Source organism: Novosphingobium sp. RL4 (assembly GCF_035658495.1).
Lineage (GTDB): Bacteria > Pseudomonadota > Alphaproteobacteria > Sphingomonadales > Sphingomonadaceae > Novosphingobium.
The window spans coordinates 1,811,707-1,836,775 of the sequence record NZ_CP141944.1; the positions used below are offsets into that span (position 1 = coordinate 1,811,707).

Sequence of the window (25,069 nt, forward strand, 5' to 3'; positions counted from 1 at the left end):
GCTTTGCAAAGAGGGGTGCATGCCGGTTCAAACCGGAAATTCGGCCTGTGGAAAACTTTGTTTTCTCTGGAAATTGTCAGGATTTCCGGGGCGTCCGGGAGGGAGGTGGGGTGCGTGGTCGGGCCGGGGGCAACAAAAAACCGAAAGGCCTCTTGCCACCCCCGGAGTCGCCCTATATAGGCGCGCTCCTGCCCAGGGCGGTCTTCGGAACGCCCTCCCGGTCGGGGAATAGCTCAGCCTGGTAGAGCACTGTCTTCGGGAGGCAGGGGCCGGAGGTTCGAATCCTCTTTCCCCGACCAACGAAAAGCCCGGCGTTTTACGCCGGGCTTTTTGCTGTCTGGGTCATGTTTCCGTCGATGCCATGGTTCCGCCGCTGGACGAGCAACGGCGGAGCGACCGAAGCTTCCTTTTTCAGCGCACCTGCCAGAAGCCCAGGCAATCCTCGCACATGTCGCCCGGCGGGCATTGCGCGCAGCGGGCGGGCACGGAAACATGCTTGCGCAGCCAGTGCGCGGCGGAAATCAGCCAGTTCATTTACAGCCCCCTGTAAAACCCCATTTGCGCAGAGCATTAGCTAACGGCGGCGGCCGTCCGTGCTTAAAAGATTGTCACGCTTTTGCTGGGTGGTTGGGTGGCCGCCCTTTTCCTTCGCGGGCGCGATGGTCTAGGTTTCGGGCCATGACCGAAACGCTCATTGCCGATTCCGCCGCCTCCACCACCGCCCGCCACTGGGAGTGGCAATATCTCGACCTCATGCGCCGCATCTGGGACGAGGGCGACGAACGGGTGGACCGTACCGGCATCGGCACGCGCTCGGTGTTCGGTGCGACGATCCGATTCGATCTTTCTGGCGGCGCGATGCCGCTGCTCACCACCAAGCGGGTCTACTGGAAGACGGCGACGCGCGAGCTGCTCTGGTTCCTGACCGGGGAAACCAATATTCGCCCGCTTTGCGCGCAAGGCGTGGAAATCTGGACCGACTGGCCGCTGGACCGCTATCGCCGCGAAACCGGACTGGAAATTTCCCGCGCCGATTTTTCCCGCCGGATCGTGGAAGATGCCGGATTTGCGCAGGAGTGGGGCGATCTCGGGCCGGTCTACGGCAAGCAGTGGGTGGACTGGCCGGTCTACGAAGCGGCGGAGGGCGGCCTCTATCGCAAGCGCGCGGAAGGCGTGAACCAGGTCGCGCAAGTGATCGAGAGCCTCAGGAACAATCCGGGCAGCCGCCGCCACATCATCGAGGGCTGGAACGTGGCCGAACTCGATTCGATGGCGCTGCCGCCGTGCCACAAGAGCTATCAGTTCCACGTCGCCGACGGCCGGCTGTCCTGCGCGCTCTATCAGCGGAGCTGCGATCTCGGACTCGGCTTTGCTTTCAACATGTGGTCGTTGGCGCTGCTGACGCGGATGTTCGCACAGCAATGCAACCTTGAGCCGGGCGAGGCAGTTTGGATGGGTGGTGATGTCCATCTCTACCTCAACCACGCCGCGCTGGTCGAAGAGCAACTGGCGCGGCAGCCGGCAGGCGAAGCGCGTCTCGATATCGCGCGAAAGCCCGATTCGATCTTCGATTACCGGATCGAGGATTTCGTGGTCGAAGGCTACGCGCCGCAAGCGCATATTGCCGCTTCTGTGGCCGTTTAGGTGTCGTTCTGGTGCCTTTCTGTGTGGATTGACATTGCCGATGGTTGAAATATTATGACCTGACCGTGGAATTTTGAAACGCGCCAGGTTCGTCCCTTTTCCTTGCGCGGTTCGGCTTCTCACGGCCCGGAAAGGCGGGAGAGGATAACCAGAATGGCCGAAGGCCCGGTTCGTACAGGCAAGTCACGCGGTAATCTGCCGCCACTCGATCTCTATGTCCCCGAGCCGAGATATCGGCCCGGCGATACGGTCGACTACACCCACCTGGAAATCCCCGAACCGGGCCTTCTGGCCCGGCCGGATGAGGCCTGTGAGGCGCGGGAAACCTGGCCTTTCACGCTGGACATGATCCGCGTCCTCGGTGACGACGATCGCGCCGTCGGCCCGTGGAATCCCGGCCTCGATCCCGAGACCTTGCGCCGGATGCTGGCAACGATGGCGCTCACCCGCGCCTTCGACGATCGCATGTATCGCGGCCAGCGCCAGGGGAAGACCAGCTTCTACATGAAGTCCACCGGCGAGGAGGCTATCTCCATCGCCTGTGCCCACGCCCTTGCGGCGGACGACATGGTGTTCCCCAGCTACCGCCAGCAGGGCATCCTGATCGCCCGCGGCTATCCGCTGGTGGAGATGGTCAACCAGATCTACTCGAACCGCGCCGACCCGCTGAAGGGGCGGCAGTTGCCGATCATGTATTCGGCCAAGGACTACGGATTCTTCTCGATTTCCGGCAATCTCGCCACCCAGTTCCCGCAGGCGGTGGGCTGGGCGATGGCGAGCGCGATCAAGGGCGATACCCGCATCGCCACCAGTTTTGTGGGAGAAGGCTCCAGCGCCGAGGGCGATTTCCACGCGGCGATGACCTTCGCGGCGGTCTACAACGCGCCGGTCGTGCTCAATGTGGTCAACAACCAGTGGGCGATCTCCAGCTTCTCCGGCTTTGCCGGGGCCGAGCGCACGACTTTTGCAGCGCGTGCGGCGGGTTACGGCATTGCCGGGCTGCGTGTCGACGGTAACGACATCCTGGCGGTCTATGCGGCGATGGAATGGGCGGCGAACCGTGCCCGCGCCAACAAGGGCCCGACCCTGATCGAGCACTTCACCTACCGCGCCGAAGGTCACTCCACCTCGGACGATCCCAGCGCCTATCGGTCCGCGCGCGAGGCCGAGGACTGGCCGCTCGGCGATCCGATCACGCGGCTCAAGAAGCACCTGATCGCGCTGGGCGAATGGTCCGAGGAGCAGCACGAGGCGATGGACCGTGAATTGGCCGAACAGGTCAAGGTCGCCACCAAGGAGGCCGAGAAGAACGGCATCCTCGGGCATGGGCTTCATCACCCGTTCCATACGATGTTCGAGGACGTGTTCGAGGAACTGCCCTGGCATCTCCAGGAACAGGCCGAACAGGCGATCCGAGAGCGACAGACCAAATGGCCGGAGTGGAAGGAGTGAGGACCATGATCGAGGAAAACCCCGTCAGCCTCCACGACGCGCCAAGCCGTCCGATGAACATGATCGAGGCGATCAACGATGCGCTCGACATCATGATGGCGCGCGATCCTGATGTCGTCATCATGGGCGAGGATGTCGGCTACTTCGGCGGCGTGTTCCGCGCGACGGCGGGCCTTCAGAAGAAGTTCGGCAAGAACCGCGTGTTCGACACGCCGATCAACGAGTGCGGCATCATCGGCGCCGCCGTGGGCATGGCGGCCTATGGCCTGCGCCCGGTGCCGGAAATCCAGTTCGCGGACTATATCTATCCCGGCCTCGACCAGCTCGTCTCGGAAGCGGCGCGCCTGCGCTATCGTTCGGCGGGCGAGTTCGTGGCGCCGATCACGGTGCGTTCGCCCTTCGGTGGCGGCATCTTCGGCGGCCAGACCCACAGCCAGAGCCCGGAGGCCTTGTTTACCCATGTCGCCGGTCTCAAGACTGTGATCCCGGCGACGCCTCACGATGCCAAGGGCCTGCTGATCGCGGCGATCGAGGACAACGATCCCGTCATCTTCTTCGAGCCCAAGCGCATTTATAACGGCCCGTTCGACGGTTATTACGACCGACCCTCGCGGCCCTGGAAGGGGTTGCCGGGTAGCCAGGTTCCGGAGGGTTACTACCGCATTCCGCTCGGCAAGGCGCGTGTGGTGCGCGAAGGTGCCGCGCTGACGGTCGTGACGTACGGCACCATGGTCCACGTTGCCGAGGCGGTGCTGGCCGAGAAGGGTGTCGACGCTGAAATCATCGACTTGCGCAGCCTCGTCCCGCTGGACATCGATACTGTGGAAAAGTCGGTGGAGAAGACGGGGAAATGCCTGGTGATACACGAGGCGACCCGCACTTCCGGTTTCGGCGCCGAGCTCGTCACGCTCGTGCAGGAGCGCTGCTTCTATCATCTCGAAGCCCCGGTGGAGCGCGTGACCGGTTTCGACACGCCTTATCCGCACAGCCTCGAGTGGGCCTATTTCCCCGGTCCCGTCCGCATTGGCGAGGCGGTCGATCGGCTCATGAAGGATTGATCCGATGGGTCGTTTCACATTCCGCCTGCCGGACATCGGCGAAGGCATCGCAGAGGCCGAGATCGTCGCCTGGCACGTCAAGGTCGGCGATACGGTCGAGGAAGACGGCCGCCTGGCCGACATGATGACCGACAAGGCCACGGTCGAGATGGAGAGCCCGGTTTCGGGCGTGGTCGTGGAGGTCGCGGGCGAAGCGGGCGACGTGATCGCTATCGGCTCGCCGCTGGTGGTGATCGAGGTTGAGGGCGCTGGCAACGAAGTCGACCGTGCACCTGCGCCGAAGGCCGAAGTGGTCGAGCAGCGGATCGAGGCGGAAACGCCCGATGCTGGCGATGTGGCGCGCGTGGAAAGCGCGGTGGCACCGGAGGCGAAGCCTGTCCCCGCCCCCACAGCTCTCACGCCAAAGCCGGCCCCCGCTCAGGCTGAGCCCGTCGAATCCCGCGCACCCACGCCCACGCCAAAACCGACTGCCCCCCACGCCAAGGTCATGGCCAGCCCGGCCGTGCGAAAGCGTGCAGCCGATCTCGGCATCGATCTGGGTGAAGTGCGCCCGGCCGAAGATGGCCGCCTGCGTCATTCGGATCTCGACGCCTTCCTGTCCTACAATGCTTCCGGCGGGTTCCAGCCCGCCGGGCGCAAGGGGCAGGACGAGCAGGTGCGCGTGATCGGCCTGCGCCGCCGCATCGCCGAGAATATGGCTGCGTCGAAGCGCCAGATACCCCACTTCGCCTATGTCGAGGAATTCGACGTCACGGCACTGGAGGAAACCCGCGCGCAGCTTAACGCAGGGCGGGGCGACCGGCCGAAGCTGACGATGCTGCCGTTCCTCATCACCGCGATCTGCAAGCTGCTGCCCAAGTATCCGATGCTCAATGCGCATTATGATGACGAGGCTGGCGTGGTGACGCGCTACGGCTCGGTGCATCTGGGCATGGCGGCGCAGACCCCGGCGGGGCTGATGGTTCCGGTGATCCGCGATGCGCAGGGCCGCAACTTGTGGCAACTGGCCACCGAGATCGGGCGTCTGGCACAGGCTGCGCGGGACGGTTCGGCCAGGTCGTCCGAGCTTTCGGGATCGACGATCACCGTGACCTCGCTCGGGCCGATGGGCGGGGTGGCGACCACGCCGGTCATCAACCGTCCCGAAGTGGCGATCATCGGGCCGAACCGCATCGTCGAGCGACCGATGTTCGTGAAGGGTGCGGTTGGCGTGGAGCGCATCGAGAAGCGCAAAATCATGAATATCTCGATGTCCTGCGATCACCGCGTGGTAGATGGCTGGGATGCTGCCAGCTTCGCGCAGGACCTCAAGAAGCTGATCGAGGCTCCCGCGCTCATTCTTGCGGGGTAACGGGAGAAAGGGAATGGGCAGGGATCCGCGCGTCGATGACTATATCGAGGGAGCCGCGGACTTTGCCCGCCCTATCCTCGAACATCTGCGGGCGTTGGCCCACCGCGCGCTTCCCGGGGCGGAGGAGGCGATCAAGTGGGGAATGCCGCACTTCACGGTGAGCGGGAAGAACGTGGCCGGGATGGCGGCGTTCAAGGCGCATTGCACGTTCGTGATTCATGGCGATGGCCGGCAAGGCGACGCCATGGGCCAGTTCGGGCGAATCACAGGGATCGCCGACCTGCCGGACGAAGCCGTGCTGACCGCGAATCTTCAGGCGGCTCTGGACCGGGTGCTGGAGAAGGGTACCGCACTCCGGATCGACGGCACACGCAAGCCTCGTCCCGAAATACCGATGCCGGATGATTTTGCGGCCCTGCTGGCCGCAACGCCTGAGGCGCAGGATGCCTTCGGCCGGTTCACATCCTCCCAGCGCCGCGACTATCTTGAATGGATCACCGAAGCGAAGACTGCCGCCACGCGGGACAAGCGCATGGTACAGGCGTCCGAGTGGATCGCCGAGGGAAAGACACGCAACTGGAAGTACGAGAAGCCCCGCAGGAACGCCTGACGTCTTGCGCGGGACGCGGCAGGGCGGTGGATCGGCCTGGTTTCAAAATTTTTTTCGCGTGTTTTCCTTCGGCCGGCCCACCCGTGAGGTGTTTTCGAGAGGTGAAAATCGCAAAAACATCGACTGAATCGTGCCATCGGCAAAACTGTCCACAGGCTAGTCGCGGCGTGGTCGTAAAAATCTCTCTTGGGCTGGAATAGTGCGTTGACAGCCACCCGGTGCTGACATAGAGGGCGGCCTCCCAAGCGGACGCAACCGCAAGAACGCGGGTGTAGCTCAGTTGGTTAGAGTGCCGGCCTGTCACGCCGGAGGTCGCGGGTTCGAGCCCCGTCACTCGCGCCACTTGGGAATTCCCTGTCTGTGACAGGCAGGGGAAAATGCTGGTAATCCAGCGACTTGAGGTAGTCTGAAAACCTCACATATATTGCTGCGCGGGTGTAGCTCAGTTGGTTAGAGTGCCGGCCTGTCACGCCGGAGGTCGCGGGTTCGAGCCCCGTCACTCGCGCCACTTCCTTGACTGGAAGAGGAAAGCAATATCATGAAAAAGGCCGGGAGAAATCCCGGCCTTTTCTTTTGCCTGCGATATGCGGAAAAAATGAAAGCGCCGGGGAATCATCCCCAGCGCCCTGTCTCCATCCAGATCAGGAATCGCCGCAAGGGCATGATCCATACTACCCCCATGAAGAGGTAGATGGGGGTCTGGAGCAGGACATGCCAATCCGACATGAGTGGGGCGACGTAGCGTGCTATCAGCAGCCCGTAGGCGCACAGGACAAGCAGCAGCCCCAATACGCCGAACGGGATCCGCCAGGTCGGTGTTTCGCGCAAGGTCAGATTTCCCCTTCGTAGATCCGCGTCGGCGTTACCACGGCATCCAGTATCCGGTCGTGCGCTTCCACCGGTAGGGTTTCGGCCAGTTGGCAGTCCCATGCAAGGCCGATGGCGGGAACGTCGGGATTGGCATCGAGCCAGCGATCATAATGGCCGCCGCCCTGGCCGAGCCGATGACCCTGCGCCGTGAAGGCGAGCAGGGGCACTACGAGGATGGCCGGAACCACGGCCTTGGCGCTGGCGAGCGGCTGCAGTGCCCCCCAGGGCCCCAGGGTGAGTTGTTCCTCGTCAAAGGGGTTTGCCCATTCGCGAAATTCCATCGCGCTTTCGCGGGCGGCGAACCAGGGGAGTGCGATATTCCGCCCATGTTCGGAAAGCCACCGCGCCCAGCCGAAGGCCGGTGCCTCATCGCCAACCGGTGCGTAGAGGCCGATGGTCAGCCCCTCCGGTATCATTTCCGCGACCGGTGCGGGCGGGCGGTTCAGCACGAGCGCGCGCATGCCCTGGGGCAGCGAGGCGACATGCTCCGCGCGGGCAGCCCGGTGCGATTTGCGCAGCGCGATTTTCTTGCTCGTAGGGGAGAGAGGAGGCGACGAATCCACCGTGAGTCCCATTTCTGGATGATCGGGCCGCAACAATACCACCGAAGGTCTCTCGCGGCATGTCGGAAATCCGGCAATGAATGCCGGCGCGTCAGGGGCTGCGGGAACAACAAGAGCCCCCGGTGAGGTCAGTGCCCATCGGAAGGTCGAGGATGGGCGATGTCCTCTATGCTGATGAAGTGGGTGACGGGTCCACCATGGGTCGTTTCCTAGAAAGTATGCTGACAACGCATTTCTGCGGGCTTGCGGTGGAAAATCATTCCAACACGCTGTCTTTCTGGCGCATTTGTTGGAACGATATGTTTTTCGTCACTTAGGTGTTCGCGGGGTAAGTGCAAGATGGCTATCGGCTGCAGCGTTGATTGGGCGGCGACTGGTTCAATGATTTCGGGCTTTGGCGCCTGGGTGGGTGCTGGTGCTGTTTTTTATGCAGCTTGTAAGGCAGCGAACACCTTCGACGAGTTTCGCAAACAGAAGGCTCATGAGCGAAGGATGGCTGCTGCGGAGAGCGTGCTGACGCTGGCGTACAAGGTCAGGCGGGCTTTCGTGGCTGTGCGAGCCATGGGAGCCCTTGGTCATGAGCTGAACGCTGCAATTGAAGAGATACAAAATACCGAATGGTATGGAGGGTTAAACGAATTCGAGAAGACCCTTGCGCAACAACGACAAATTACGCTCGGACGGGCGGTGCGATACCAGAATGATTGGGATCAAATATTTGAGCAGATGCCGATTGCGAGGGCTTTGTTTGGTGAAGACGCGGAATCTGCGTTGCAGACTTTGTGGCGCCAACTACTTCAGATACGAATTTCTGCCGACATTTATGCTCAAAGGCGTGAAAATGGCGGGTTGGACTATGACCAAGCCACCCACGACATATGGGATCATGGCGAGGCAGATGAGCTCAACAGGGTTGGCCGAGAAGTAGCGGGTGCTGTGCAGGCTCTTGAGGGAATTATGCTGCCTATCCTTCATGGAAACTAGTGGTATCGAGAGCCTGGCAGGTGCGCCTCCTTCGAGGCTCATGCGCTCTTCTCCTGTTCGTCGGCGATCGGCGTCGCTGCCAGCGTGTCCAGTGAGCTGGCGATCGCGGCGGCGGTGATCGTGGGGTCTACCGGGCCGTAGACTTTCAGCATAGCCTCGATCGCGGCGAGGGAGTGGCCGGTGATCGACGCGATCATTTCCTTGGGCATCTTGCGCCGGCGCAGGCGGACGACGCGGGTGCGGCGCAGGTCGTGCCAGACCAGGTTCTCCATGCTCTTGCGGCCGGTTGTCTTCACGGCATGGTCTATCACCTTGTTCCAGCGGCGGATGAACCGGCGTTCGTTGAACGGGATCCCGTCGTTGTCCTCATCAACGATCACATAGGAGAGCAGGCGGCGCGGTTTCGCCGCGCGATCGCGCGCACGGTTGCGGCGCAGGGCGGCGTTCAACTTGACCAGGAGCTTCGGTTCGATCGGGATTTCCATCCAGGTGTCGGCGTCGTCGTCGCTGGTCTTCTCCTGGGCAAAGGTCCAGCCCATCACCTTTCCGTCTTCGCCCGCCAGCAGTTCGCGGGTGCCGCGATCGAAGATCTCCAGTTCGGTAAGCTGGCCTTCGGTGAAGGCGATGAGATCGCTTTCACGCTGGGCGGTGAACAGCGCCAGCTCGCGCGCGAGCGCCATCGAGGGCAGGCCGAGGTCATAGGCGGCGGCATCGAATGCGGCGTCATCCTCGGGCGTCCAGATTACCTTGCGGGAGGGCGGGGCGCCCAGGCCGAAGCTGGTGGCAGGGTTCGATCCCTTTGGGATGATGTCTTCGCTCTCGGCAAAGGCCATGACCAGGCGCAGTGTTTTCAGCAGGTGATGGGCGCCGGCGTGGCCGAGGCCGCCATCGGCGATCGGCCGGGCCACCGCCTTGCGCAGGGCAGTGACGCGGGCGGCGGTGACGAAAGCGACGGGGTGCTTGCCAGCCCATTCCTCAAGCCTGCGGAGGGCGGGCTTGTAGGTCTTCACGGTGTTCGGCTTCAGCAGCGGCCGGCCGGATGCGTTCACGCCGTGCAGCCGTTCGCGCCGATAGCGTTCGATCAGCGCGCCGAACGTGCCGTTCTGCTGCTTTTTGTCGATGCCGGCCGGGCGATCGCCGCCGGCCTTCCATTCTTCGACCTTGCGGTTTTCCGCGCGCGCGGCCGCAAGGGCAGCACCTTCATCCTTGCCGAGCGAGATGGGTTTCCACCCGGCGTCGGCCAGTGTCTTGCTGGGCTGCCAGTACCAGCTGGTGATGCCGGCCTTGTTTGTTTTCCCGACCAGGAGGGGGATGCGGATCTTGGCCATGGTCAGCCCTTCCTCTGATCGGCGCGGCGGGCGTCGGGCTTGCCCATGCGCTGAAGCTGGCGTTCGGTGAGGTTGCCGGCGAAGGCGGGCGAGATCTTCCGTTCCAGTTTGCGGCAGTGATCGGCATGGCGGATGAGCGCGCGGCCGACTTCGCGCATGATGCCATCATGGAGCGGGCGTTCGCCGGTCAGCCAGCGCCGGACGGCGCGCGGGGTGACGTCCAGGATCCGCGCGGTGACGGTCTGGCCGCCCAGGGCCGTCACGGCGGCCGAGAACGTTTCTATCTGTATATCGGGGAATTGGGGCATGTAGCCGGTCCTCGGTTGACCATGGCAGGGCCCAGTTGGCCGCCGCGCCGTGTAGGCGGGAGGCTAGCTCCCGCCATGGTTGGGGTTTCAGATTGCGTCCGCCCGGGCGATGCGCAGGTTCAGGATCGTGAGGTAGGCGCCCATGGATGCGTACTGGGCGCGGAGCAGTTGCTGATCGGTGGGTTCGAGCGTGCTGAACACCTGGCCCTCCAGAAACGTGGTGAGTGCGTTGCTTCTGGCTGCCAGTTCTCGCGCCTCGACGATCATGCGCTCGACATGAGGGGCGTTCACTGCACGTTCGCCCGAACGGCAGCGTCCTTGGCTTCGAGAAGCTTGCGCAGGGCTACGGTGCGTTCCGGGTTGCGGGGAAGCGTGTCGACGATGTGGCCGGCAAGGTCGCAGAACGGCCTTGAGGCGCCCTGCAGCTTGTCCGGCAGATGGCTGTAATGGAAGTACCGCAGGATAGGGTCGATCTGCAGCTGGTCCACACTGAATTCCTTCGGTGCGGGATGGATGGCGTCGGTCATATCTACCTCTGGTGATGATGCCGGCGACCGGCCGGCGCGGATAGCTCATTGCCGAACGATGCTCGGGGAAGCGTGGATGGGGCTTTGGCCGCGATCGAGCCGCTCGGCGTCGTCGATCGCGTTGCGCAGTAAGGTGATGTGGGCTTCAACTTCCTCTCGATCGAGGAAGGCCACGGCGCCGATTGGCGCGCCGGGATCGTTTAAGACGATCGCAGCGAAGTTACCGCTGTTGAGGGCTACGGTGTGGAAGGCGGTTGATGTCGACACGAGGCAGGGCTTCATGCCCTGCTCGTGCGTGAGCATATCAACCACGGGCGGAAGAATGCGGGCCCTGCTCATAGCGCCATTGCCTCCTGTGCCTGCCCGTCGCGGGCGGCGATTTCGGTTTCGATGATGTGCCACTGTTCGCGGGCGTCCCGTTCGGCCAGGGAGGGCGCGGCGCTGGCGAAGTGGCAGCGGGCGCCGTTGCTGGGGGTCCAGTCGTAGCCGAGCTCGTAGATCGCGCGCATGCAGGTGAGGCGGCGGGTGAAGAGATCCGCGTCGCGCTGGGTGAGCTGGCCCTTGCGGATCCAGAGCGGGTAGAGCCGCTGCCGGTTATCCAGTTCGCGCGTGATCGCGGCCCGGCGCTGGTGCCAGGTGTAGCCGTGCAGCTTGTGCAGCTTCAGCGGATTGGTGCAGGGCTTGCCTTGATCCAGCGGGGCCATGGCCTGCTGGAAGCGCTGGGCGTCTTCCAGCAAGGCGCTGAACAGGTCCGTCTGGTGCTGCCGCTCCTGTTCCGTCATCTGGCCCTTGCGGACCATCGCGGGGAACGCTTCGCGCCGGCGCGCCAGTTCGCGGCGCAGCTCTGCCTGCAGGTCGATCCAGGACACGTCCGGGAAGGCGTGATGGGGCGGAATGCGATCGGGGGCGATCATGCCTCGGGTTCCTTTCCGAGAGCACGGCGGGCAGTGCGATAGTTTCTGACGAGAAGGCGGAACTTCGCCCATTCCCCATCATCTTCGGTGTCTGCGATCTGGTCGCAGCATTCCGCGAACGGCTCCAACGCCTCCCGCAGCCGCTTGTTTTCCTCTGCCATTGCGAGGATGGCGGGGACGAGGTTGCGGAGGTGGGCGACAAGTTCGGCGTTTGCCATGCCGATAACGTCCCACGCCATCCCGCCTTCGCCGTCGCGGTCATCCTCGATCAGCTTATGGTCGCTGTTGACGGTGTCCATCAGCGTGCGCCACTTGCCGCCCACCTCCGCGCCGACGAAATAGTCATGGCTACGGGTGATTTCGTCCGCCTCGTGGTCTGTTTCCCACGGTCCCGACGTTGCAACTTCATCCAGCGCGCGCAGCTTGTCAGTGTCGATATCGGTCATCGGCGCGGTTCCTTCCCGCTCGCGATCCGCTCAAGTGAAGGAAGCATTTGCCGGGAGCACCAGAAATCACGCTCGATCCCGTCCGAGAGACATAGATCAACGAGGAAGTCTCCCGCCTCCTTCTCGACCTCGCATTCCGCCTTTACGGCATCCCATAGCAATTGGGCGGCGCCATCGGTTTCGGTAAGAAAATTGGCGATCGTGAACACGCGGTTCTGCTCATGGTCTGCCCCGCACAGATGGATGCCGCAGTTACACGGATCGTAAGTGCGGTTGGCCCACGCCAGTTCGCTTTCACGCGGCCTCTGCTTTGTGGTTTCGGCGGTGTGGAAGGTGACGGTGCTCATGATCCGATCCTCATCAGACGGTCGATCGCGTCCTGGGCGCGGCGGGCGCCGCGTTGCCAGTAGGATCGGCTCTGGCTTTGCGGCCGGTAAGGGCATTTGGCCGGGGGGCCGCCGCCCAAGCGTTCCGCGATGATGGCATCGCGGCCTTCCTTCATCAGGCGGGGGCGAGAGAACGGCTGCCGCATCAGGCCACCACCTTCTGCTTGCAGAATTTGTCTGTGCAGCTGCCGGCTTCGCGCAGGTCCACGTTGCGGTCGCACTGGTCGCACCAGCGTTTGCCGGTGAAGGGCTGGGCCGATCGCGGCGAGGTGGTGGGCGGCGGCGTGCGGGATTGCGCGGGGGCGGGTGCCGGTGACGGTGCTGGCGCTGGCGCTGGCGCTGGCGCCTGGGGGGGTGGTGCCGGTGCGAGGGGGCTACCCTTGGCGCGCATCCAGGCTGCGGTCATCACGGCGCCGGCGGCGTCCGAAAAGTTGAGCCCGGGGTTGTCCACGCGGGCGCGGGCAACTTCGCTGCGCCAGTCATCCTGGCTGCGGATGGCCAGCATGGTAATGAACTTTTCGAGCAGGTCGCCGGTGAAGCTGCCGTCCCGCTTGTACTGGACAGCGCAGACGAGGGCGATGCCGGGGAAGATGGTGCCGGCGTATTGCAGCACCTGGCCGGCGAAGGCCTGCGAGAGGATATGCAGTGCCGTGGCGGTCTGCTCCGCGCCGCGCCGGCGCCAGGCTGCCTCTATGCCGCCAATGTTCGATACCATGCCCGGCTTCCAGGCGTTGTGATTGCCATGGGGCGCGATCGAGAGGCCGGCATCGGCCATGGCCTGGGCGATGGCGCAGCTTTCCGGGTTGCCGCTGGCCAGTGCGGCCTTGAACAGGTCCAGCTTCTTCAGGGGCTTTCGCTCCTGGTTGAGTTTCACGAAGCTGGCGGCTTCCCGGGCGACGTCGGCATATGTGAGCACGACGCAGGGCAGCTGGCCGATATCGCCGCGCAGCTTTGCGGCTTCCAGGCGGTGCTGGCCGTCGATCACATAGTGCGCTTCCGTTTCGCCATCGATGCGGCGGGCGACCACCAGCGGCAGGCACAGATCCCAGTCCCAGTTCTGGGCGATGCGGCGTATCAGCAGCTGGCTATCGGCCCCTGCGGCCGAGCGCTGATAGCAGGCATCCACCGCCAGTTCGGACGGGGGCAGGAACTGCAGCACCGGCAGGCGGCCGAGCGGCTTGTTGAGCTTGAGTTTCGGAGCGGGCTGCTGTGCCATCAGTAGGGAACCTCGCTTTCGGGGATTTCCATCGGGCCGCCGGCGAGCAGCAGCGCTGATCCCGGGCATTGGTCGTAGAGGAAGTTGGCGCAGGCGGACGCGAGCTGCCCGAGCGCCTCGCGGTAGCTCTGGTCTTCCCCGTCGCGGCCGGGGAAGAGATCCGCTTCCACGCGGGCGGTGCGGAGCAGGGCTTCCGCCAGCTGGGCGACCGGCTCAGGGTCCCCGAAGGGGTGGAGGCCGATCGCAAAGCCTTCGCGCTTGAACCGGAGCAGCTCCGAGGCTGCTTCGATCGCGACATGTGCGGCGATGAACGCACTGTCCTGGTGCTCGGCGACGCGGCCCATCAGTCGATCCCCAGTGCACACTTGTAGGTGTCGAGGAGCATTTCCTCCTCGCGGCGATCGTCGGGCTTCATCTTGCGGATACGGATGATCTTGCGGATTATCTTGGCGTCGTAGCCGACGGCCTTGGCCTCGCTGTAGACGTCGCGCTTGTCGTCCTTCAGGCCCTTTTCCTCTTCCTCCAGGCGCTCGATGCGTTCGACCAGAAGGCGAAGGCGGTCGTCCGTGCCCTGGACATTGCCGTCATCGGTGTTGCGCCCCGGGCCGGTGCGCTTTTCCGCATTGCGGCGCCAGCTGGCCAGCAGGCCGGTGGAGGCGGAATAGGTGCAAGTGCCGGTGACGCCCGCCAGGCGCAGCGTGTAGGTGTGGCTGGTGGTGTTCAGCTTCCCATCATGGTCCGCGACCAGGTGAGCGATCACATCGGCATGTTCGACGCCATCGCCCAGCATCACGTCAATCTCGGCTATGATCTTGCGCAGCTTCTCGGTGTCAGGTTCGGCCATGGTTTCCTCTCAGGCGAAAATCGCGGCGATCCATGTGCCGGCGATGATGAGGGTGATGGTCCACGCTTCGGGCGGGAGCCGGTCGCGGCCGTTCACGGCTGCACCTGGTCTTCGGCTTCCTCCGCATCGATCCAGTCGATCGCGGCGAGGCAGAGCGCGGCCAGGCGCACGAGGGCGCGGCGGCAGACGTCATGCTTGGCGCGGCCGAGGCTGGCGTATTCGGTGGCGGTGGCCAGCTGCCGCGCCAGTTGGCGCATGATGCTGCGGCGGCCGCCCGCGCCGAATTCACGGGGGCTCCACAAGTCGCCCTCCCGATCCTTCTCGGGCGTGTGGCCGTGCGTGAAGATCTGCTGCGCCCGGCAGGCCATGACATCTTCCATGGCCCGCACGGGGACGCCGCCGAAAGTTGTGTGGGGCGCGTCCTGCGGCCCGGTAGCCGGTTGGGGGATATCAGCTACCGGGGCGAACGCGCCCCCGCCCTGGTGCGACCCGAGGGGCGTCTGGTGAAGGGTTTGCGCGCCGGTTTCGGCGGGGGGGATTGCCTCCGCCGGCGCGCGGCCGTCCAGCATGGGGGACTGGACGGTATCGAATTCGTGGGTCGATCCGGAGAGCGCTGACGCGCCGCCCTCCGGACCTTCTTTCCCCGCCGTTTCCAGAGACGAACCTCGCGAGTTGCCTGCGCCAGAGACGGGAAAATCGTGAAACATGGTCAGCTGCCGATCTGAACGCCGGCCGTCGCCGCGGCGAACAGGGCGCCCAGCGCCGCAGCCGCCGGCAGAGCCAGCAGGTAGAGGGCAAGGCCGCGGCTCATCGCCAGCCATACCCGGCAAGTTCCAGCACCCGGGCCAGCGCCGGAAGCAGGATGAAGGCAAAGGCCAGCCCGATCGCGGCGCCCGCGAAGCCGCCGGCAGCGGCCTGCAGGCGATGGGCCTGCGCGATGGCGCGAGGATCGTTGGAGGCGAGGCGCTCCAGCAGCCAGAAGACCCGGCGGGGGCTCATGCCGCGTTTTCCGTCAGCGGGGTGACGCGATCGAGCAGGTAGCATCCGGAAATGCCATCGAGCCAGATCACGGCCGAATGGCCTGACAGCACCTCTGCGCGCGAGCGCGTGTTGGTGATGACGCCTTCGCCGTCGTCCCTGCGGACGGTGACTTTCTGGCCGACCGGGAACCGGGCGTTGAAGTCGTCGCACTGCTGCTGAAGCAGAGCGGGCGAAAGCTGGATAGGCCGCTGCGGCCGGCGGGCGCCCCGGGCGATCATGCGCGCGTATCCACGCGAACGGTAGTGGTAGCCTTGTACTGAAGGCCGAGGGCGTTGGCTTCCGTGATTGCTTGCTGGTGGAGGTGGCTGGCGATGTCGCGAAGCGCCTGAAGTGCGATCGTGTGGCAGGTGAACCAATTGCCGCCATTGAGCATATCAGTTGTCCGGCACAGGCTGTCGATCGCCTGGTCAACCGCGTGCATGGCAACATCGGTGATCTGATTGGCGTCGGCGGCCGGCAAGCCTGCTTCGATCAGGCCTTTGCGGATCTGCAAGCGTGCAGTTTCACGGCCGATCATGCCACTTTCCCCCCGCGAATGAGGCGGAGGTTTCCGGCGTTGGCGTCCATGTCGAGCGCGGCGGCCCGCATGGCGGTCTGATCGGCCTGCGCGGCGTTTTCAGGGGGCAGGAAGTTGTCCAGCCACGCCTCTACCGAATTGCGGATCCACTGGCTGGTGACGGTTACGTCATTGCGCAGGACGTGGCCGACCATGGCGGGCAGCGGGGGCGGGAAGCTCTTTTCGCTGATGAGCAGCGAAAGGTAGCGCTTGAGCCGGGTGCTCTTGAACTGGGTGACGCCCAGGCGGCGGCGGAGATACCAGATATCGACCGTGTTTTCGGCCCGATCGTCCGGCAGGGAGAGATGGTGACGTAAGGACAAAGCGGCCTCCGTTCGTGTGAACGGGGCCATTTGTAAGCGTAATGCTTAGCCTGTCAATCTAAAATGTATGAGATACGCTTACATCGGATCGGAGGCCGGCGGGTCCATGCACATTTCATAGTCTCCGGCGCTTCTGCAGGAGTAGCTTTTCAGTACATGGATCGCGGGCGCGAAAACGAGCGTGAGTACTCCGAATGCGAGTGCGGCGAAAAGCAGGCCTACCAGGCAGCCTTTTTCATCGCTTGAGTTCTTTGGGAGAACGCGATCGCTGATCTTCATCCCGATCCAGATCGAGGCGGCCAGCATAATCAGTGAAAGGATGGTTGCGGTGACGCCTGCGCCGAATTCGCCTGCCCAGGCCAACTAGGCGCTCTTTTTTGAGCGATAGGGCTGGGCATCTTCGGCCTCTTTATATGGCGCGATTACGTCAGCCACCTTGTGGAGTTGATCTCTCTGCTCGGGGCTAGCGCTTCGTAGCTGCTCGATGAAGCGTCGCTCTTCGATCGTCAGGGCACCCGGGTTGTCGCTCAGGGATAGAAGGTCTGCCGGCAGGACGCCAAGCGCTCTGGCAACCCGGCGTAGGTACTCGGTGTCGAGGCGCATATTGCCCCGTTCCAGATCGCTGATTGTCATCTTGGAAACGCCCACGGCATCGCCGAGGGCTTGTTGTGAGAGCTTCGCTTGCATGCGCAACTCTCTGATACGGTTGGGTGCCTCGTCCATGGGCACAAAATGTAAGATGTCCGCTGACATGGATAGCCGCTATAGTCCTTAACTTGCCCTTGTCAAAGTGTAACCATCTTGCTTACATGCTGGCGTTATGACACGCGAGGCATCTGAGCACCCACTTCGAAAGTGGCGGAAAGCCAAGGGCTTGACGCTTCAACAGTGTGCCGAAGCGGTCGGCACATCACGTATGGTCTGGTCAGATTGGGAGCGCCGGCGCCGTCGCCCTAATGGTCATTTCATGCCCAAGGTGCGTGAGTTGACCGCAGGGGTGGTATCTGCCGACGATTTTTTCCCCAGCCTCAATGAAGCTGCTTGAGCGGCGATGGCGCATCTAATCTCCCCTACGGTTGGCTCTGCCCCAAGAGCGCTTTCGGGCAAGTGGTTGGTATGTCCCAAGTTTCTCGACTTGGTTAACAAATATAGCAAACGCGGTCTTCAGTGATGGAACGCGGGGGGCACTTCGACCAGCGGCCGGGAATGTTCGAGGCTACTGCCGGGCTGGGCACGATTTATGCCGTGGGCCGCCGCGATAGGGATGGCTGGCGCGTGGCGCTGCTGCGCGGCGCCGTGGTGCTGGCCGAGCTGACCAGCGAGGATGCCGCCAAGCTGGCCGCCGATATCGCCACCGCCGCCGAGCTGATCGACGGCAACGCGGGGCTGGGCTGATGGCAGGTTTTTTCAGCACTCATCAGGAAGGAGCGTTTCTATGCGGCCTATTGACGACGAAAAGTACGTTGCGCTCGAATGCTTACGCCTCGCCAACGGTAACGTCGACGAGGCGCGGAAAATGTTGGCCTTCGTCAACGGCAGAAACGCTGCCGATGGGAAGGATGGTTCAGGCTGGTCTCGCGACCAGATGGTTTCTAGCGAAGTTCGCCCCGGATAACGGCGCGTCGGCACTTGATGAAAATCTCAAGATCTTCGTCAAGGTTTTGGGGCTGACTGTAGGTGTAGCGGACGTCTTTCCACATCTTATAGGCGACACCGTAAGTCGAATTCGAACCGTCGTCTTTCGTTTCAGCCATAACCGTCCCTTTCGTGTTGGAGTTGGCGCTGACACGATGGCCGGAAGCCGGTCCGTCTTCAAGGCGGGCCGGCGGAAGGCGTGGATATGACTGTGTATTCCGTCTCCGAGATCGCCGATAAGATCAACGGGCTGGCCCGCGAGCTGGCGCCGGATCTGTTGCCGAACGGCCAGTACAACCACAACCGCACGCGCTGGCACTTTTCCGGCATCGCGGACACCGGCAAGTCTCACAGTGCCTATGTGGAGCTGGCAGGCACGAAGCAGGGCAAGTGGTTCGATTACGGCAATGCCGCCGCCGGCGAAGACAAGGGTGACATGCTGGACCTGCTGCGGCTGAAGCTGGGGTTGGCGGATGCGCGTGCGGCGGTGGAAGAGGCCAAGATCCGCCTGGGCATCGTGGACGACTGGAAGCCGGGAAAGCCGGCACTGCTGCCGCCGGAAGAGCGGACACGCCGGGCGCGCGAGGCGCAGGAGCGGGCAGAACGGCGGGAAGACGAGGCAGCGGCCGAGCGCGCCAAGGCCGCGAAGCGGGCGAAGAGCCTGTACCTGGGCGGTGTGCGGATCGCGGGAACGGGTGCGGAGGAATACCTGAAGGGGCGTTCGCTGTTCTGCGAAGAATGGCCCGGCGTCCTGCGGTTCCGCGACAAGGTTTGGTACCAGGACGAGCACCGGAAGATGGAAGTGCCGGCGATGCTGGCTGCCGTCTACCTCGCCAGCGGAGAGCAGGTGGCGACCCACCGCACCTATCTGCACCGCAATTCCGAAATGGCGTGGATCAAGCTGCAGGTGCCCAAGCCCAAGAAGGTGCTGGGCAAGATGTGGGGCGGCTTCATCCCGATCAGCAAGGGATCCAGCGGCAAGTCCATGCGCGATATGCCTGCGGGCGAGCCGGTTTATGTGACGGAAGGGATCGAGGACGCGCTGGTGGTGCGGATGATGATGCCGGACGCGCGGATCATTTCCGCGATTTCGCTGGGCAACATCGGCGCCATCCGCCTGCCGGCAGCGGCGCGGCGCCTGGTGATCGTGGCGGACCGGGACAGCAAGCTGAAAGCGCAGGAGCAGCTGGAGCGATCCATCGCGCAGCAACAGGCGCGCGGGCTGGAAGTGCGCATGGTGATGCCACCCGAAGAACACGACGGCGAGGCCGTGAAAGACATGAACGATTGGCTGGTTGCGTGGCTGAAAAGCCGTGCGCGCCAGCGGAAAGGGGCGGCGTGAGCCATTCAGAAATCACTTCGCAGGGTAGGGCAGCGGCAGCCCGTCGGGGTCATGTCCCGAAGGTCGCGGGTTCAAGTCCCGCCCCTGCAACCGGATCCACGGGTGTAATCCCACCCCCCGCCCCCGTGGCGCTGCCGAAGGGGCCTGCCGCGCGGCGGGCTTCTTCGGCGGCAAGGGACGCGGCGCTATGAGCAATCCGATCCAGGATGCACTGGCCAATCCGCAACCGGCGCCGGAATTCGCGCAGGCCGGTGACGTGGGCCCCGAGGTGGGGGAATACGAGCGGCCGATGTTCCCGCTGGGCTGCCCGGTGAAGGCGCTGGGCATATCGAGTTCCATCGATGGATCCCAGAAGTGCTATTACCTCGACGTCAACGGCCAGCTGGTGGGGCTGGAGGCCGGAAACCGGCACGGCAAGAATTCGCTGATCGCGCTGTTCGGCCCGAAGTCCGACTGGCTGGAGGCGAACTGGACGATGTGGTCCAAGCCGGTGCGCGAGCGCGTGGACGGCAAGTGGGTTACCATCGTGGAGAGCAAGCCGATCGGCTTCGACCAGGCCGAGGCGAGCCGGGCGCTGATCGAGGAATGCGTGCGCAAGGGGATCTTCGATCCTGCCGGGCGCATGCGCGGGCGCGGCGCGCACAAGCCGGCGCGGGGCGAGGGCCTGGTGCTTCACTGCGGAGACGTGCTGCTGACGCCTGTGCAGCGGGTGGACGGGACGGTGAAGGACTGGCTCTATGTCGATGCCGGTCTGCATGAGCGCTATGTCTACCAGGCGGCCGAGCCGATCGCGCGGCCGCATCACGACAAATGCGGTACGGGCGCGGCCGAGCAGCTGCTGGGCCTGCTGCAGACATGGCAATTCAAGCGCAAGCTATTGGATGCCCGCTTTGCCCTGGGCGCGATCGCGCTGGGGCCGGTGGGCGGCGCCAGCCCGTGGCGCCCGCATATCTATGTGACGGGCGGCGCCGGGACCGGCAAGTCATCGCTCAACGGCAAGGACGGCGTGGTTCACCGCGTATTCGGCAACGGCGTGTTCCGCACCGCCGATACCAGCGCGGCGGGTGTGCGGCAGAGCCTGCGCAATTCGACCGTGCCGGTGATGATCGACGAGTTCGAAGCCAGCAAGAATAACGACCGCGTGCAGGAAGTCATCACGCTGGCGCGTATTGCATCCAGCGGCGATGAACTTACGCGCGGCGGATCGGACCACAATGCGGCCAAGTTCACGCTGCAAAGTTGCTTCTGGTTTTCTTCGATCAACATTCCGCCGATGGAACCGGCGGACCGCAGCCGCTTCGCCATCCTGGAGCTTGATCCCATCCCGGACGGCACGCCGCCGCTGGACCTGGCGAAGTATGATTTCGAGGCGATTGGCGCGGCCCTGACCCGCCGGATGATCGATGGCTGGGCGCGGTTCGGCAAAACCAAGCTGAAGTTCCACGAGGCGATGACCGAGGCGGGCCACTCTCCGCGAGCGTGCGACCAGTTCGCCACGCTGCTGGCGGCTGCCGACGTGGTGCTGAACGACCACGACACCGAGGACCGGCTGCCGGACGACGAGGAAATTGCGTTCTGGGCGGACAAGTGCCGGCCGCAGCGCCTGGCCGAGATCACCGATACCACGCCGGACCATGTTGCCTGCGTGCAGTACATGCTCACCTCGCTGGTGCAATCGCGCGGCGGTGATGAGCGTGAGGCCGTGGGCACCTGGATAGGCCGATCCATCAGCCATGCCATGCGGCCGGTGCTGGTGGAGAACGGTGATGCTTTCGCCCAGGCGGAGAAGGCGAACGAGCGCCTGCACCAGCTGGGCCTCAAGCTGGTGAACGCGGTGCGCCATCCGGAGAAGATCGAGGGCGGGAAGGTTTCCCCGGCCCGTTGGGGCACCAGCGCCTTCCAGAAGGACGAACCGGGCTTCCTTGCGGTTGCCGGGCAGCACAACGGCCTGGGACGCCTGTTCGAAGGCTCCAAGTGGAACGGGGGCGTGTGGAAGCAGGCCCTGGCGCGCAACAAGGGCGCGATCGAGGGGGTGAAGGTGAAGTTCTCCCCAGGTGTTTCCGTGCGGGCCGTGCTGGTGCCTCTGTCGGCCGTTCTGGACGAAGAGGATTTGCCTGAGAGCTGCCATCCCGATCGCCTTGCCGAGTGGCTTTCAGCGCAGTTGGAGGGCGAGGCATGAGCGAGGGAAATAGGTCCGCTATTGCGGTCCTAAATATCGTGCCAATTCAGGGCCTTGACAGGTTGCAGAAAATGACTTCTCCGCGCCTTCGCGGACTTGCCTGCGATCGCAGCGGAGGCGAAGCCGAAGCGGTGCGCGATCGCTCATATGATGCGCTCCCCGACCCGCTGAGCGCCTGGCAGCGTGCCGGGATGAAGGCGTTCGGCCTGGCGCCGACGTGCGGCCGCAGCGACCGCGCAGCGGGCGCGGAGCGCGGCCGCTCCTTCCGACGCTACCCCGGCCCGCTGGCGCCCTGTGGCCTGTGCGGGAGCGCTGTGGCGCGTCCTAGCGCATCCTCACCGTTGACCCCGGCCCGCTCACAGTCCAAGATCATGGCTGGCCATTCCGGGTGCCCGAACGGGGCAGGGATCGCGGTTCCAAGCGGAACCATTGCGGAACCGTGGTGGAACCTTCAACTCACTGACATTGCTGGACTTTTCGAGCGGTTCCACGGGTTCCACTTTGCGCCTCGCGTACATGTGCGCGTGTGCACGTATGCGCGCACACACACATGTGAGGGGTCGCCAAATAGTGGAACCGTGGAACCGCTAACCATTATCTATATAAATCATATAGATAGAGGTTCCATTGCAGTTCCACGGCGGTTCCATCTGGAACCGGCTTCCACCGCTTGGGCTCGGAATGGCGGAAAACCTAGCGAAACCAATAAAATAGCGGTCGGATATTCGGCCGGGCTGGCCGTCGCCATCGGCCAGGGGGCCTCCAGCACCGTAATAGACGGGAGGGCGGCGAAAACTTTTGGGCTTGGCGCGCGGGCGGGCGGCGGGGTGGGCTCGGCCGGGCCGATCGAGGGGCTCGACCTGGGCGGATCCGATGCCGCGACCAGGTGCGGGCAGAATGGCGGAATTCTGCGGTTCTCGCACGTCGCTTCGGCGCGTGTTGGAAGGGCGATGTTGGAAGGCATGGCTGAAAGGCGCGGAAATGCGTGGGTTCGCGGGCATCGTCGGATGCCTGTCAGGCTTATGCGCGGCACCCCCTCGACCGCCCCCCGGGGGTCCCGCCGAGCCCTCGGCACCCCCCTTGCCCCCATCGCGTCGGCGCAGCCCCCGAGCACCTCGGCGCACGAGCGCGTCGAAATTTGGATCGTCCTTACCCCCTTCGGTCTCGGACCGGTGCGCGAGCTGGGCGAGAGCGGCCAAACTGTGAGGCGCACGATCGGGTCGGGGTTGGGGGCTGCAGTGCGCGCGGCCCGAATAGAAATACCGGGTCGGGGAGAAGGCGCAGAGGTGCGGGGAAAGCCGCGGCGACGGCTGCACGGTACGATTGGAGGCGCGCATGTCAACTGAGGCCGGTGGAAAACAGGAGGCCGACGGCATGATCGCTAGCGCCAAGTCACTGTACGAGACGGCACAGCATGAGCAGGAACAGCTTGAGCTTCTTGATCCACTGACACCTGAGGAACTGGCGGAGGCTCGCGAAGACCTCGGCCCGAATGCCGGTGGGCTCACGGTGATGCGCCATGCCCGCGAGGCGCGGCGGGGTCGTCCTAAAGGGGCGAAGAACAAGCGATCTGACGATTTCGCGCGGTACATCGCGCAGTTCGGCCAGGATCCGGCCGTAACGCTCATGCAGCTGCAGTCGACACCGGAAGAGGTGCACATGGCCCGATCGCGGCGCGTTCGGCAAAAGGTGATCGGCAAGGGTGAAAGCGCGCGGGTTGTCGAGCTCACTGAGGAAATGACTTACGAGGCCGCAACCGCACTGCGCACGCGATGTGCGGAAGCGCTTATGCCGTTCATCCATAGCAAGAAACCTGTGGCGATCGACGCGACGATCCGGGGTGTGATCGTCCAGGAGGAAATCGGCGAGGTTCGTCCCGTGCGGGGCGCGATGATCGACGGCGAAATCCTTGGCGTGGCGCATCCCGCTGACGGTGAGGACGAGCGATGAGCGGGCCTGAAATGGAAATCCGCCGGCTCAATTCGCCCGGGCCGATCTCGGATCAATTCCTGCTGTCCCGGGCGTTCCTGAAGATCATCATCGGTCCTGTCGGCTCTGCCAAGACGATAACCGCGCTTCGTGCACTGCGGCGCGTCGGCACCCGGCAGGGCGGCCGCCGGGATGCGAACGGCGTGTTGCGGCGCAAGGCGCGCGTAGGCGTGATCCGCGAGACGTACCCGAACATCGAGAAGAACACGCTTCCCTCCTGGTTTCGCATTCATCCGGAGACGGATGGAAAGTTCACCTGGAAGGCGCCGTTTACCCACAAGCTGACGCTGATCCTTGGCCATGACGAGTTCGGCCGCCCCAACGATGTCTGCGATTTCGAGATCGAGTTTCGCGCGATCGGCGATCGTTCGGTGGAAGAGGCGTGCCGTGGCTGGGAAGTCGTGGCGGTGATGATCGACGAGGCGGATTTGCAGCCGCCCGACCTGCTTGCGTTCCTATCGGGCCGTGTGGGGCGTGCTTCGGATCTCGATCCTTCGCTGGTGGTCGATCAGCAGATCATCCTTTCGCTCAACGCGCCCTACATGGATAACTGGATCTATGGGTTGGCGATCGAGAAGAACCTCGGTGAGCTGCTTGACCCGGGGTTGATGGAAGCTCTGGGTGATCGCCCGCTGATGGAAGTGTTCCTTCAGCCCGGTGGCCGCGAGCCCGATGCGGAGAACCTGCACAACCTGCCCAAGGGGTACTACGCGATCCAGGCGGCGCTGAACAAGCACCGGCCGGATTACGTGGCGCGAATGATCGACAACAAGTTCGTGCCGATGCAGCACGGGCAGCCGGTCAATCCCCAGTTCGATTATCGTGCCCATGTGCGGCCGCTGGATCTTAACCCCAGGCTGCCGCTGCTGGTGGGCTTCGACCAGGGCCTGTTCGCGGCGGCGGTCGCCAGTCAGCGGCTGTCGATGGGCGAGTTTCGCACTTTGGCCGAGGCGGTGATGTTTCGTGAGGACGGCAGGACGCTGGCCAAGATCGGGCCGACGGCTGCCGGCGCAATGGTGCGTTCGATGATCGCCGCACGGTTCCCCAATCTCGATCCGGGAATGCTGCGCGTCGTAGGCGATCCGGCGGCATGGTCTGCCCGCGATCGCCAGGATAGCGAGCATGACTGGGTTCTGGCCTTCCAGAAAGGGCTGGGTCACCGGGTCTACAAGGGCAAGACCAACCGCCAGGCCTTGAGAAACGAGGCGATCTGGCGGGCGATGGCCGAGCGCGACGGATATGCCGTGGACCCTTCGGCAAAGCACCTCATTCGCGGGCACCTGGGCGGCTACCGCTATCGCAATGCCGACATACCCGGCGGCGGGGGTACGCGAGGGCATCTGGAAATTGCGGACACCATCCACACCCATGTCTGTGACGCCGAGCAGTACGCCGCTGTCGAGGGTGAACACGTCATTTCCGACATACGCGGCCGACCGCGATCGGGTGGCCAGGTCTTCGTGAACGATAGCGATTTTGACGTTTTCAGCAGGAGTTACTGAG

At 64.0% G+C, this 25,069-nt stretch carries 33 protein-coding genes and 4 tRNA genes; 16 read left to right on the forward strand and 21 right to left on the reverse strand.

Annotation, left to right across the window (positions count from 1 at the left end; translation table 11 throughout):
- The first annotated feature begins 222 nt into the window (after positions 1-222).
- A tRNA-Pro gene (locus U9J33_RS08745) sits at positions 223-299 on the forward strand.
- 112 nt (positions 300-411) lie between these two features.
- On the opposite strand, the gene U9J33_RS08750 is transcribed toward U9J33_RS08745, so the two are convergent.
- Entirely contained in the window at positions 412-534 is a 123-nt protein-coding gene (locus tag U9J33_RS08750) for a hypothetical protein (protein WP_255351613.1), read from the reverse strand.
- Between the two features lie 144 nt (positions 535-678).
- On the opposite strand from U9J33_RS08750, the gene thyA reads away from it, so the two are divergent.
- The 7 genes from thyA to U9J33_RS08785 all read left to right on the forward strand — a co-directional run bounded on the left by thyA (position 679) and on the right by U9J33_RS08785 (position 6,623).
- Positions 679-1,644 (forward strand): thymidylate synthase, encoded by a 966-nt coding sequence (gene thyA / locus U9J33_RS08755; RefSeq protein ID WP_324698992.1) that lies wholly within the window; start codon positions 679-681, stop codon positions 1,642-1,644.
- Between the two features lie 153 nt (positions 1,645-1,797).
- A complete protein-coding gene (locus tag U9J33_RS08760; protein ID WP_054435922.1) occupies positions 1,798-3,096 on the forward strand; it encodes a thiamine pyrophosphate-dependent enzyme in 1,299 nt (432 codons plus the stop codon).
- A gap of 5 nt (positions 3,097-3,101) precedes the next feature.
- Entirely contained in the window at positions 3,102-4,154 is a 1,053-nt protein-coding gene (locus tag U9J33_RS08765) for an alpha-ketoacid dehydrogenase subunit beta (protein WP_185997610.1), read from the forward strand.
- A 4-nt stretch (positions 4,155-4,158) separates the two neighbouring features.
- The gene (locus U9J33_RS08770) at positions 4,159-5,505 is read left to right on the forward strand and encodes a dihydrolipoamide acetyltransferase family protein (RefSeq protein WP_324694532.1); all 1,347 of its coding nucleotides are present in this window, start codon (positions 4,159-4,161) and stop codon (positions 5,503-5,505) included.
- A gap of 13 nt (positions 5,506-5,518) precedes the next feature.
- Positions 5,519-6,115 carry a YdeI/OmpD-associated family protein gene (locus U9J33_RS08775; RefSeq protein ID WP_324694535.1) on the forward strand — a complete coding sequence of 199 codons (597 nt, stop codon included), beginning with the start codon at positions 5,519-5,521 and terminating at the stop codon, positions 6,113-6,115.
- Positions 6,116-6,380: 265 nt separating this feature from the next.
- Positions 6,381-6,457: transfer RNA gene (locus tag U9J33_RS08780), tRNA-Asp, on the forward strand.
- A gap of 89 nt (positions 6,458-6,546) precedes the next feature.
- Positions 6,547-6,623 (forward strand) — tRNA-Asp (locus U9J33_RS08785).
- A 104-nt stretch (positions 6,624-6,727) separates the two neighbouring features.
- Here the strand turns inward: U9J33_RS08785 and U9J33_RS08790 are convergent.
- Both U9J33_RS08790 and U9J33_RS08795 read right to left on the reverse strand, forming a co-directional pair.
- Positions 6,728-6,943, reverse strand: a complete 216-nt coding sequence (locus U9J33_RS08790; RefSeq protein ID WP_054435920.1) for a DUF2842 domain-containing protein — start codon at positions 6,941-6,943, stop codon at positions 6,728-6,730.
- A gap of 2 nt (positions 6,944-6,945) precedes the next feature.
- Complete coding sequence (locus U9J33_RS08795) at positions 6,946-7,560, reverse strand: 5-formyltetrahydrofolate cyclo-ligase (RefSeq protein ID WP_054435919.1); 615 nt, start codon at positions 7,558-7,560, stop codon at positions 6,946-6,948.
- A gap of 327 nt (positions 7,561-7,887) precedes the next feature.
- Here U9J33_RS08795 and U9J33_RS08800 point away from each other — a divergent pair, with 327 nt between their 5' ends.
- Positions 7,888-8,532 (forward strand): hypothetical protein, encoded by a 645-nt coding sequence (locus U9J33_RS08800; RefSeq protein ID WP_324694540.1) that lies wholly within the window; start codon positions 7,888-7,890, stop codon positions 8,530-8,532.
- A 38-nt stretch (positions 8,533-8,570) separates the two neighbouring features.
- Here the strand turns inward: U9J33_RS08800 and U9J33_RS08805 are convergent, their stop codons facing one another.
- The 18 genes from U9J33_RS08805 to U9J33_RS08890 all read right to left on the reverse strand — a co-directional run bounded on the left by U9J33_RS08805 (position 8,571) and on the right by U9J33_RS08890 (position 17,174).
- Positions 8,571-9,860, reverse strand: coding sequence for a hypothetical protein (locus tag U9J33_RS08805; protein ID WP_324694542.1), 1,290 nt, complete (start codon positions 9,858-9,860; stop codon positions 8,571-8,573).
- A 2-nt stretch (positions 9,861-9,862) separates the two neighbouring features.
- A complete protein-coding gene (locus U9J33_RS08810) occupies positions 9,863-10,123 on the reverse strand; it encodes a hypothetical protein (RefSeq protein WP_324694544.1) in 261 nt (86 codons plus the stop codon).
- A gap of 132 nt (positions 10,124-10,255) precedes the next feature.
- Positions 10,256-10,459 carry a crAss001_48 related protein gene (locus U9J33_RS08815; protein ID WP_324694546.1) on the reverse strand — a complete coding sequence of 68 codons (204 nt, stop codon included), beginning with the start codon at positions 10,457-10,459 and terminating at the stop codon, positions 10,256-10,258.
- A complete protein-coding gene (locus U9J33_RS08820) occupies positions 10,456-10,695 on the reverse strand; it encodes a hypothetical protein (RefSeq protein WP_324694548.1) in 240 nt (79 codons plus the stop codon). The genes U9J33_RS08815 and U9J33_RS08820 overlap by 4 nt, the downstream gene beginning before the upstream one ends.
- Before the next feature lie 45 nt (positions 10,696-10,740).
- Positions 10,741-11,034 carry a hypothetical protein gene (locus tag U9J33_RS08825; RefSeq protein WP_324694550.1) on the reverse strand — a complete coding sequence of 98 codons (294 nt, stop codon included), beginning with the start codon at positions 11,032-11,034 and terminating at the stop codon, positions 10,741-10,743.
- The gene (locus tag U9J33_RS08830) at positions 11,031-11,609 is read right to left on the reverse strand and encodes a hypothetical protein (protein ID WP_324694551.1); all 579 of its coding nucleotides are present in this window, start codon (positions 11,607-11,609) and stop codon (positions 11,031-11,033) included. The genes U9J33_RS08825 and U9J33_RS08830 overlap by 4 nt, the downstream gene beginning before the upstream one ends.
- A complete protein-coding gene (locus tag U9J33_RS08835) occupies positions 11,606-12,055 on the reverse strand; it encodes a hypothetical protein (RefSeq protein WP_324694553.1) in 450 nt (149 codons plus the stop codon). Before U9J33_RS08835 ends, U9J33_RS08830 begins: the two co-directional genes overlap by 4 nt.
- Complete coding sequence (locus U9J33_RS08840) at positions 12,052-12,402, reverse strand: hypothetical protein (RefSeq protein ID WP_324694555.1); 351 nt, start codon at positions 12,400-12,402, stop codon at positions 12,052-12,054. The genes U9J33_RS08835 and U9J33_RS08840 overlap by 4 nt, the downstream gene beginning before the upstream one ends.
- A 184-nt stretch (positions 12,403-12,586) precedes the next feature.
- Positions 12,587-13,657, reverse strand: coding sequence for a DUF6551 family protein (locus tag U9J33_RS08845; protein WP_324694557.1), 1,071 nt, complete (start codon positions 13,655-13,657; stop codon positions 12,587-12,589).
- Positions 13,657-14,001 (reverse strand): hypothetical protein, encoded by a 345-nt coding sequence (locus U9J33_RS08850; protein ID WP_324694559.1) that lies wholly within the window; start codon positions 13,999-14,001, stop codon positions 13,657-13,659. Before U9J33_RS08850 ends, U9J33_RS08845 begins: the two co-directional genes overlap by 1 nt.
- Positions 14,001-14,204: a GapR family DNA-binding domain-containing protein gene (locus U9J33_RS08855; RefSeq protein WP_054435924.1), complete on the reverse strand. Its 204-nt coding sequence runs from the start codon at positions 14,202-14,204 to the stop codon at positions 14,001-14,003. Before U9J33_RS08855 ends, U9J33_RS08850 begins: the two co-directional genes overlap by 1 nt.
- Before the next feature lie 389 nt (positions 14,205-14,593).
- Complete coding sequence (locus tag U9J33_RS08860; RefSeq protein WP_324694561.1) at positions 14,594-14,881, reverse strand: hypothetical protein; 288 nt, start codon at positions 14,879-14,881, stop codon at positions 14,594-14,596.
- Positions 14,882-15,308: 427 nt separating this feature from the next.
- Complete coding sequence (locus tag U9J33_RS08865) at positions 15,309-15,500, reverse strand: hypothetical protein (RefSeq protein ID WP_324694564.1); 192 nt, start codon at positions 15,498-15,500, stop codon at positions 15,309-15,311.
- Positions 15,497-15,760, reverse strand: a complete 264-nt coding sequence (locus U9J33_RS08870) for a hypothetical protein (protein ID WP_324694567.1) — start codon at positions 15,758-15,760, stop codon at positions 15,497-15,499. Before U9J33_RS08870 ends, U9J33_RS08865 begins: the two co-directional genes overlap by 4 nt.
- Positions 15,757-16,059 (reverse strand): hypothetical protein, encoded by a 303-nt coding sequence (locus tag U9J33_RS08875; protein WP_054435903.1) that lies wholly within the window; start codon positions 16,057-16,059, stop codon positions 15,757-15,759. Before U9J33_RS08875 ends, U9J33_RS08870 begins: the two co-directional genes overlap by 4 nt.
- A complete protein-coding gene (locus tag U9J33_RS08880; protein WP_324694571.1) occupies positions 16,056-16,421 on the reverse strand; it encodes a hypothetical protein in 366 nt (121 codons plus the stop codon). The genes U9J33_RS08875 and U9J33_RS08880 overlap by 4 nt, the downstream gene beginning before the upstream one ends.
- A gap of 78 nt (positions 16,422-16,499) precedes the next feature.
- Positions 16,500-16,784 (reverse strand): hypothetical protein, encoded by a 285-nt coding sequence (locus U9J33_RS08885; RefSeq protein ID WP_324694573.1) that lies wholly within the window; start codon positions 16,782-16,784, stop codon positions 16,500-16,502.
- A complete protein-coding gene (locus tag U9J33_RS08890; RefSeq protein ID WP_324694575.1) occupies positions 16,785-17,174 on the reverse strand; it encodes a helix-turn-helix transcriptional regulator in 390 nt (129 codons plus the stop codon).
- Between the two features lie 67 nt (positions 17,175-17,241).
- On the opposite strand from U9J33_RS08890, the gene U9J33_RS24865 reads away from it, so the two are divergent.
- The 7 genes from U9J33_RS24865 (at position 17,242) to U9J33_RS08920 (ending at position 25,068) form a co-directional block, all read left to right on the forward strand.
- Complete coding sequence (locus tag U9J33_RS24865; RefSeq protein WP_420719837.1) at positions 17,242-17,466, forward strand: helix-turn-helix domain-containing protein; 225 nt, start codon at positions 17,242-17,244, stop codon at positions 17,464-17,466.
- 125 nt (positions 17,467-17,591) lie between these two features.
- Positions 17,592-17,816, forward strand: coding sequence for a hypothetical protein (locus tag U9J33_RS08895; protein WP_324694577.1), 225 nt, complete (start codon positions 17,592-17,594; stop codon positions 17,814-17,816).
- A 445-nt stretch (positions 17,817-18,261) separates the two neighbouring features.
- On the forward strand, positions 18,262-19,398 hold the full coding sequence (locus U9J33_RS08900) for a DUF7146 domain-containing protein (protein ID WP_324694579.1): 1,137 nt from the start codon (positions 18,262-18,264) through the stop codon (positions 19,396-19,398).
- A gap of 18 nt (positions 19,399-19,416) precedes the next feature.
- Positions 19,417-19,488, forward strand: a tRNA-Met gene (locus U9J33_RS08905).
- A gap of 97 nt (positions 19,489-19,585) precedes the next feature.
- Complete coding sequence (locus U9J33_RS08910) at positions 19,586-21,577, forward strand: hypothetical protein (protein ID WP_324694581.1); 1,992 nt, start codon at positions 19,586-19,588, stop codon at positions 21,575-21,577.
- 1,335 nt (positions 21,578-22,912) lie between these two features.
- Positions 22,913-23,527 carry a hypothetical protein gene (locus U9J33_RS08915; RefSeq protein ID WP_324694583.1) on the forward strand — a complete coding sequence of 205 codons (615 nt, stop codon included), beginning with the start codon at positions 22,913-22,915 and terminating at the stop codon, positions 23,525-23,527.
- Positions 23,524-25,068 carry a hypothetical protein gene (locus tag U9J33_RS08920; RefSeq protein ID WP_324694585.1) on the forward strand — a complete coding sequence of 515 codons (1,545 nt, stop codon included), beginning with the start codon at positions 23,524-23,526 and terminating at the stop codon, positions 25,066-25,068. Before U9J33_RS08915 ends, U9J33_RS08920 begins: the two co-directional genes overlap by 4 nt.
- The last annotated feature ends 1 nt before the right edge of the window (position 25,069 follow it).

What these genes read in the sequence shown, in the direction of transcription:
- U9J33_RS08860 (WP_324694561.1), bottom strand. Translation starts at nt 14,881, where the DNA reads ATGGAAGATGTCATGGCCTGCCGGGCGCAGCAGATCTTCACGCACGGC.
- U9J33_RS08820 (WP_324694548.1), bottom strand. Translation starts at nt 10,695, where the DNA reads ATGACCGACGCCATCCATCCCGCACCGAAGGAATTCAGTGTGGACCAG.
- U9J33_RS24865 (WP_420719837.1), top strand. Translation starts at nt 17,242, where the DNA reads ATGACACGCGAGGCATCTGAGCACCCACTTCGAAAGTGGCGGAAAGCC.
- U9J33_RS08770 (WP_324694532.1), top strand. Translation starts at nt 4,159, where the DNA reads ATGGGTCGTTTCACATTCCGCCTGCCGGACATCGGCGAAGGCATCGCA.
- U9J33_RS08750 (WP_255351613.1), bottom strand. Translation starts at nt 534, where the DNA reads ATGAACTGGCTGATTTCCGCCGCGCACTGGCTGCGCAAGCATGTTTCC.
- U9J33_RS08760 (WP_054435922.1), top strand. Translation starts at nt 1,798, where the DNA reads ATGGCCGAAGGCCCGGTTCGTACAGGCAAGTCACGCGGTAATCTGCCG.
- U9J33_RS08890 (WP_324694575.1), bottom strand. Translation starts at nt 17,174, where the DNA reads ATGTCAGCGGACATCTTACATTTTGTGCCCATGGACGAGGCACCCAAC.
- U9J33_RS08920 (WP_324694585.1), top strand. Translation starts at nt 23,524, where the DNA reads ATGAGCGGGCCTGAAATGGAAATCCGCCGGCTCAATTCGCCCGGGCCG.
- U9J33_RS08850 (WP_324694559.1), bottom strand. Translation starts at nt 14,001, where the DNA reads ATGGGCCGCGTCGCCGAGCACCAGGACAGTGCGTTCATCGCCGCACAT.
- U9J33_RS08915 (WP_324694583.1), top strand. Translation starts at nt 22,913, where the DNA reads ATGTCAACTGAGGCCGGTGGAAAACAGGAGGCCGACGGCATGATCGCT.
- U9J33_RS08835 (WP_324694553.1), bottom strand. Translation starts at nt 12,055, where the DNA reads ATGACCGATATCGACACTGACAAGCTGCGCGCGCTGGATGAAGTTGCA.
- U9J33_RS08800 (WP_324694540.1), top strand. Translation starts at nt 7,888, where the DNA reads ATGGCTATCGGCTGCAGCGTTGATTGGGCGGCGACTGGTTCAATGATT.
- U9J33_RS08910 (WP_324694581.1), top strand. Translation starts at nt 19,586, where the DNA reads ATGAGCAATCCGATCCAGGATGCACTGGCCAATCCGCAACCGGCGCCG.
- U9J33_RS08895 (WP_324694577.1), top strand. Translation starts at nt 17,592, where the DNA reads ATGGAACGCGGGGGGCACTTCGACCAGCGGCCGGGAATGTTCGAGGCT.
- U9J33_RS08900 (WP_324694579.1), top strand. Translation starts at nt 18,262, where the DNA reads ATGACTGTGTATTCCGTCTCCGAGATCGCCGATAAGATCAACGGGCTG.
- U9J33_RS08875 (WP_054435903.1), bottom strand. Translation starts at nt 16,059, where the DNA reads ATGATCGGCCGTGAAACTGCACGCTTGCAGATCCGCAAAGGCCTGATC.
- U9J33_RS08765 (WP_185997610.1), top strand. Translation starts at nt 3,102, where the DNA reads ATGATCGAGGAAAACCCCGTCAGCCTCCACGACGCGCCAAGCCGTCCG.
- U9J33_RS08805 (WP_324694542.1), bottom strand. Translation starts at nt 9,860, where the DNA reads ATGGCCAAGATCCGCATCCCCCTCCTGGTCGGGAAAACAAACAAGGCC.
- U9J33_RS08830 (WP_324694551.1), bottom strand. Translation starts at nt 11,609, where the DNA reads ATGATCGCCCCCGATCGCATTCCGCCCCATCACGCCTTCCCGGACGTG.
- U9J33_RS08840 (WP_324694555.1), bottom strand. Translation starts at nt 12,402, where the DNA reads ATGAGCACCGTCACCTTCCACACCGCCGAAACCACAAAGCAGAGGCCG.
- U9J33_RS08825 (WP_324694550.1), bottom strand. Translation starts at nt 11,034, where the DNA reads ATGAGCAGGGCCCGCATTCTTCCGCCCGTGGTTGATATGCTCACGCAC.
- U9J33_RS08845 (WP_324694557.1), bottom strand. Translation starts at nt 13,657, where the DNA reads ATGGCACAGCAGCCCGCTCCGAAACTCAAGCTCAACAAGCCGCTCGGC.
- U9J33_RS08865 (WP_324694564.1), bottom strand. Translation starts at nt 15,500, where the DNA reads ATGAGCCCCCGCCGGGTCTTCTGGCTGCTGGAGCGCCTCGCCTCCAAC.
- U9J33_RS08870 (WP_324694567.1), bottom strand. Translation starts at nt 15,760, where the DNA reads ATGATCGCCCGGGGCGCCCGCCGGCCGCAGCGGCCTATCCAGCTTTCG.
- thyA (WP_324698992.1), top strand. Translation starts at nt 679, where the DNA reads ATGACCGAAACGCTCATTGCCGATTCCGCCGCCTCCACCACCGCCCGC.
- U9J33_RS08795 (WP_054435919.1), bottom strand. Translation starts at nt 7,560, where the DNA reads ATGGGACTCACGGTGGATTCGTCGCCTCCTCTCTCCCCTACGAGCAAG.
- U9J33_RS08775 (WP_324694535.1), top strand. Translation starts at nt 5,519, where the DNA reads ATGGGCAGGGATCCGCGCGTCGATGACTATATCGAGGGAGCCGCGGAC.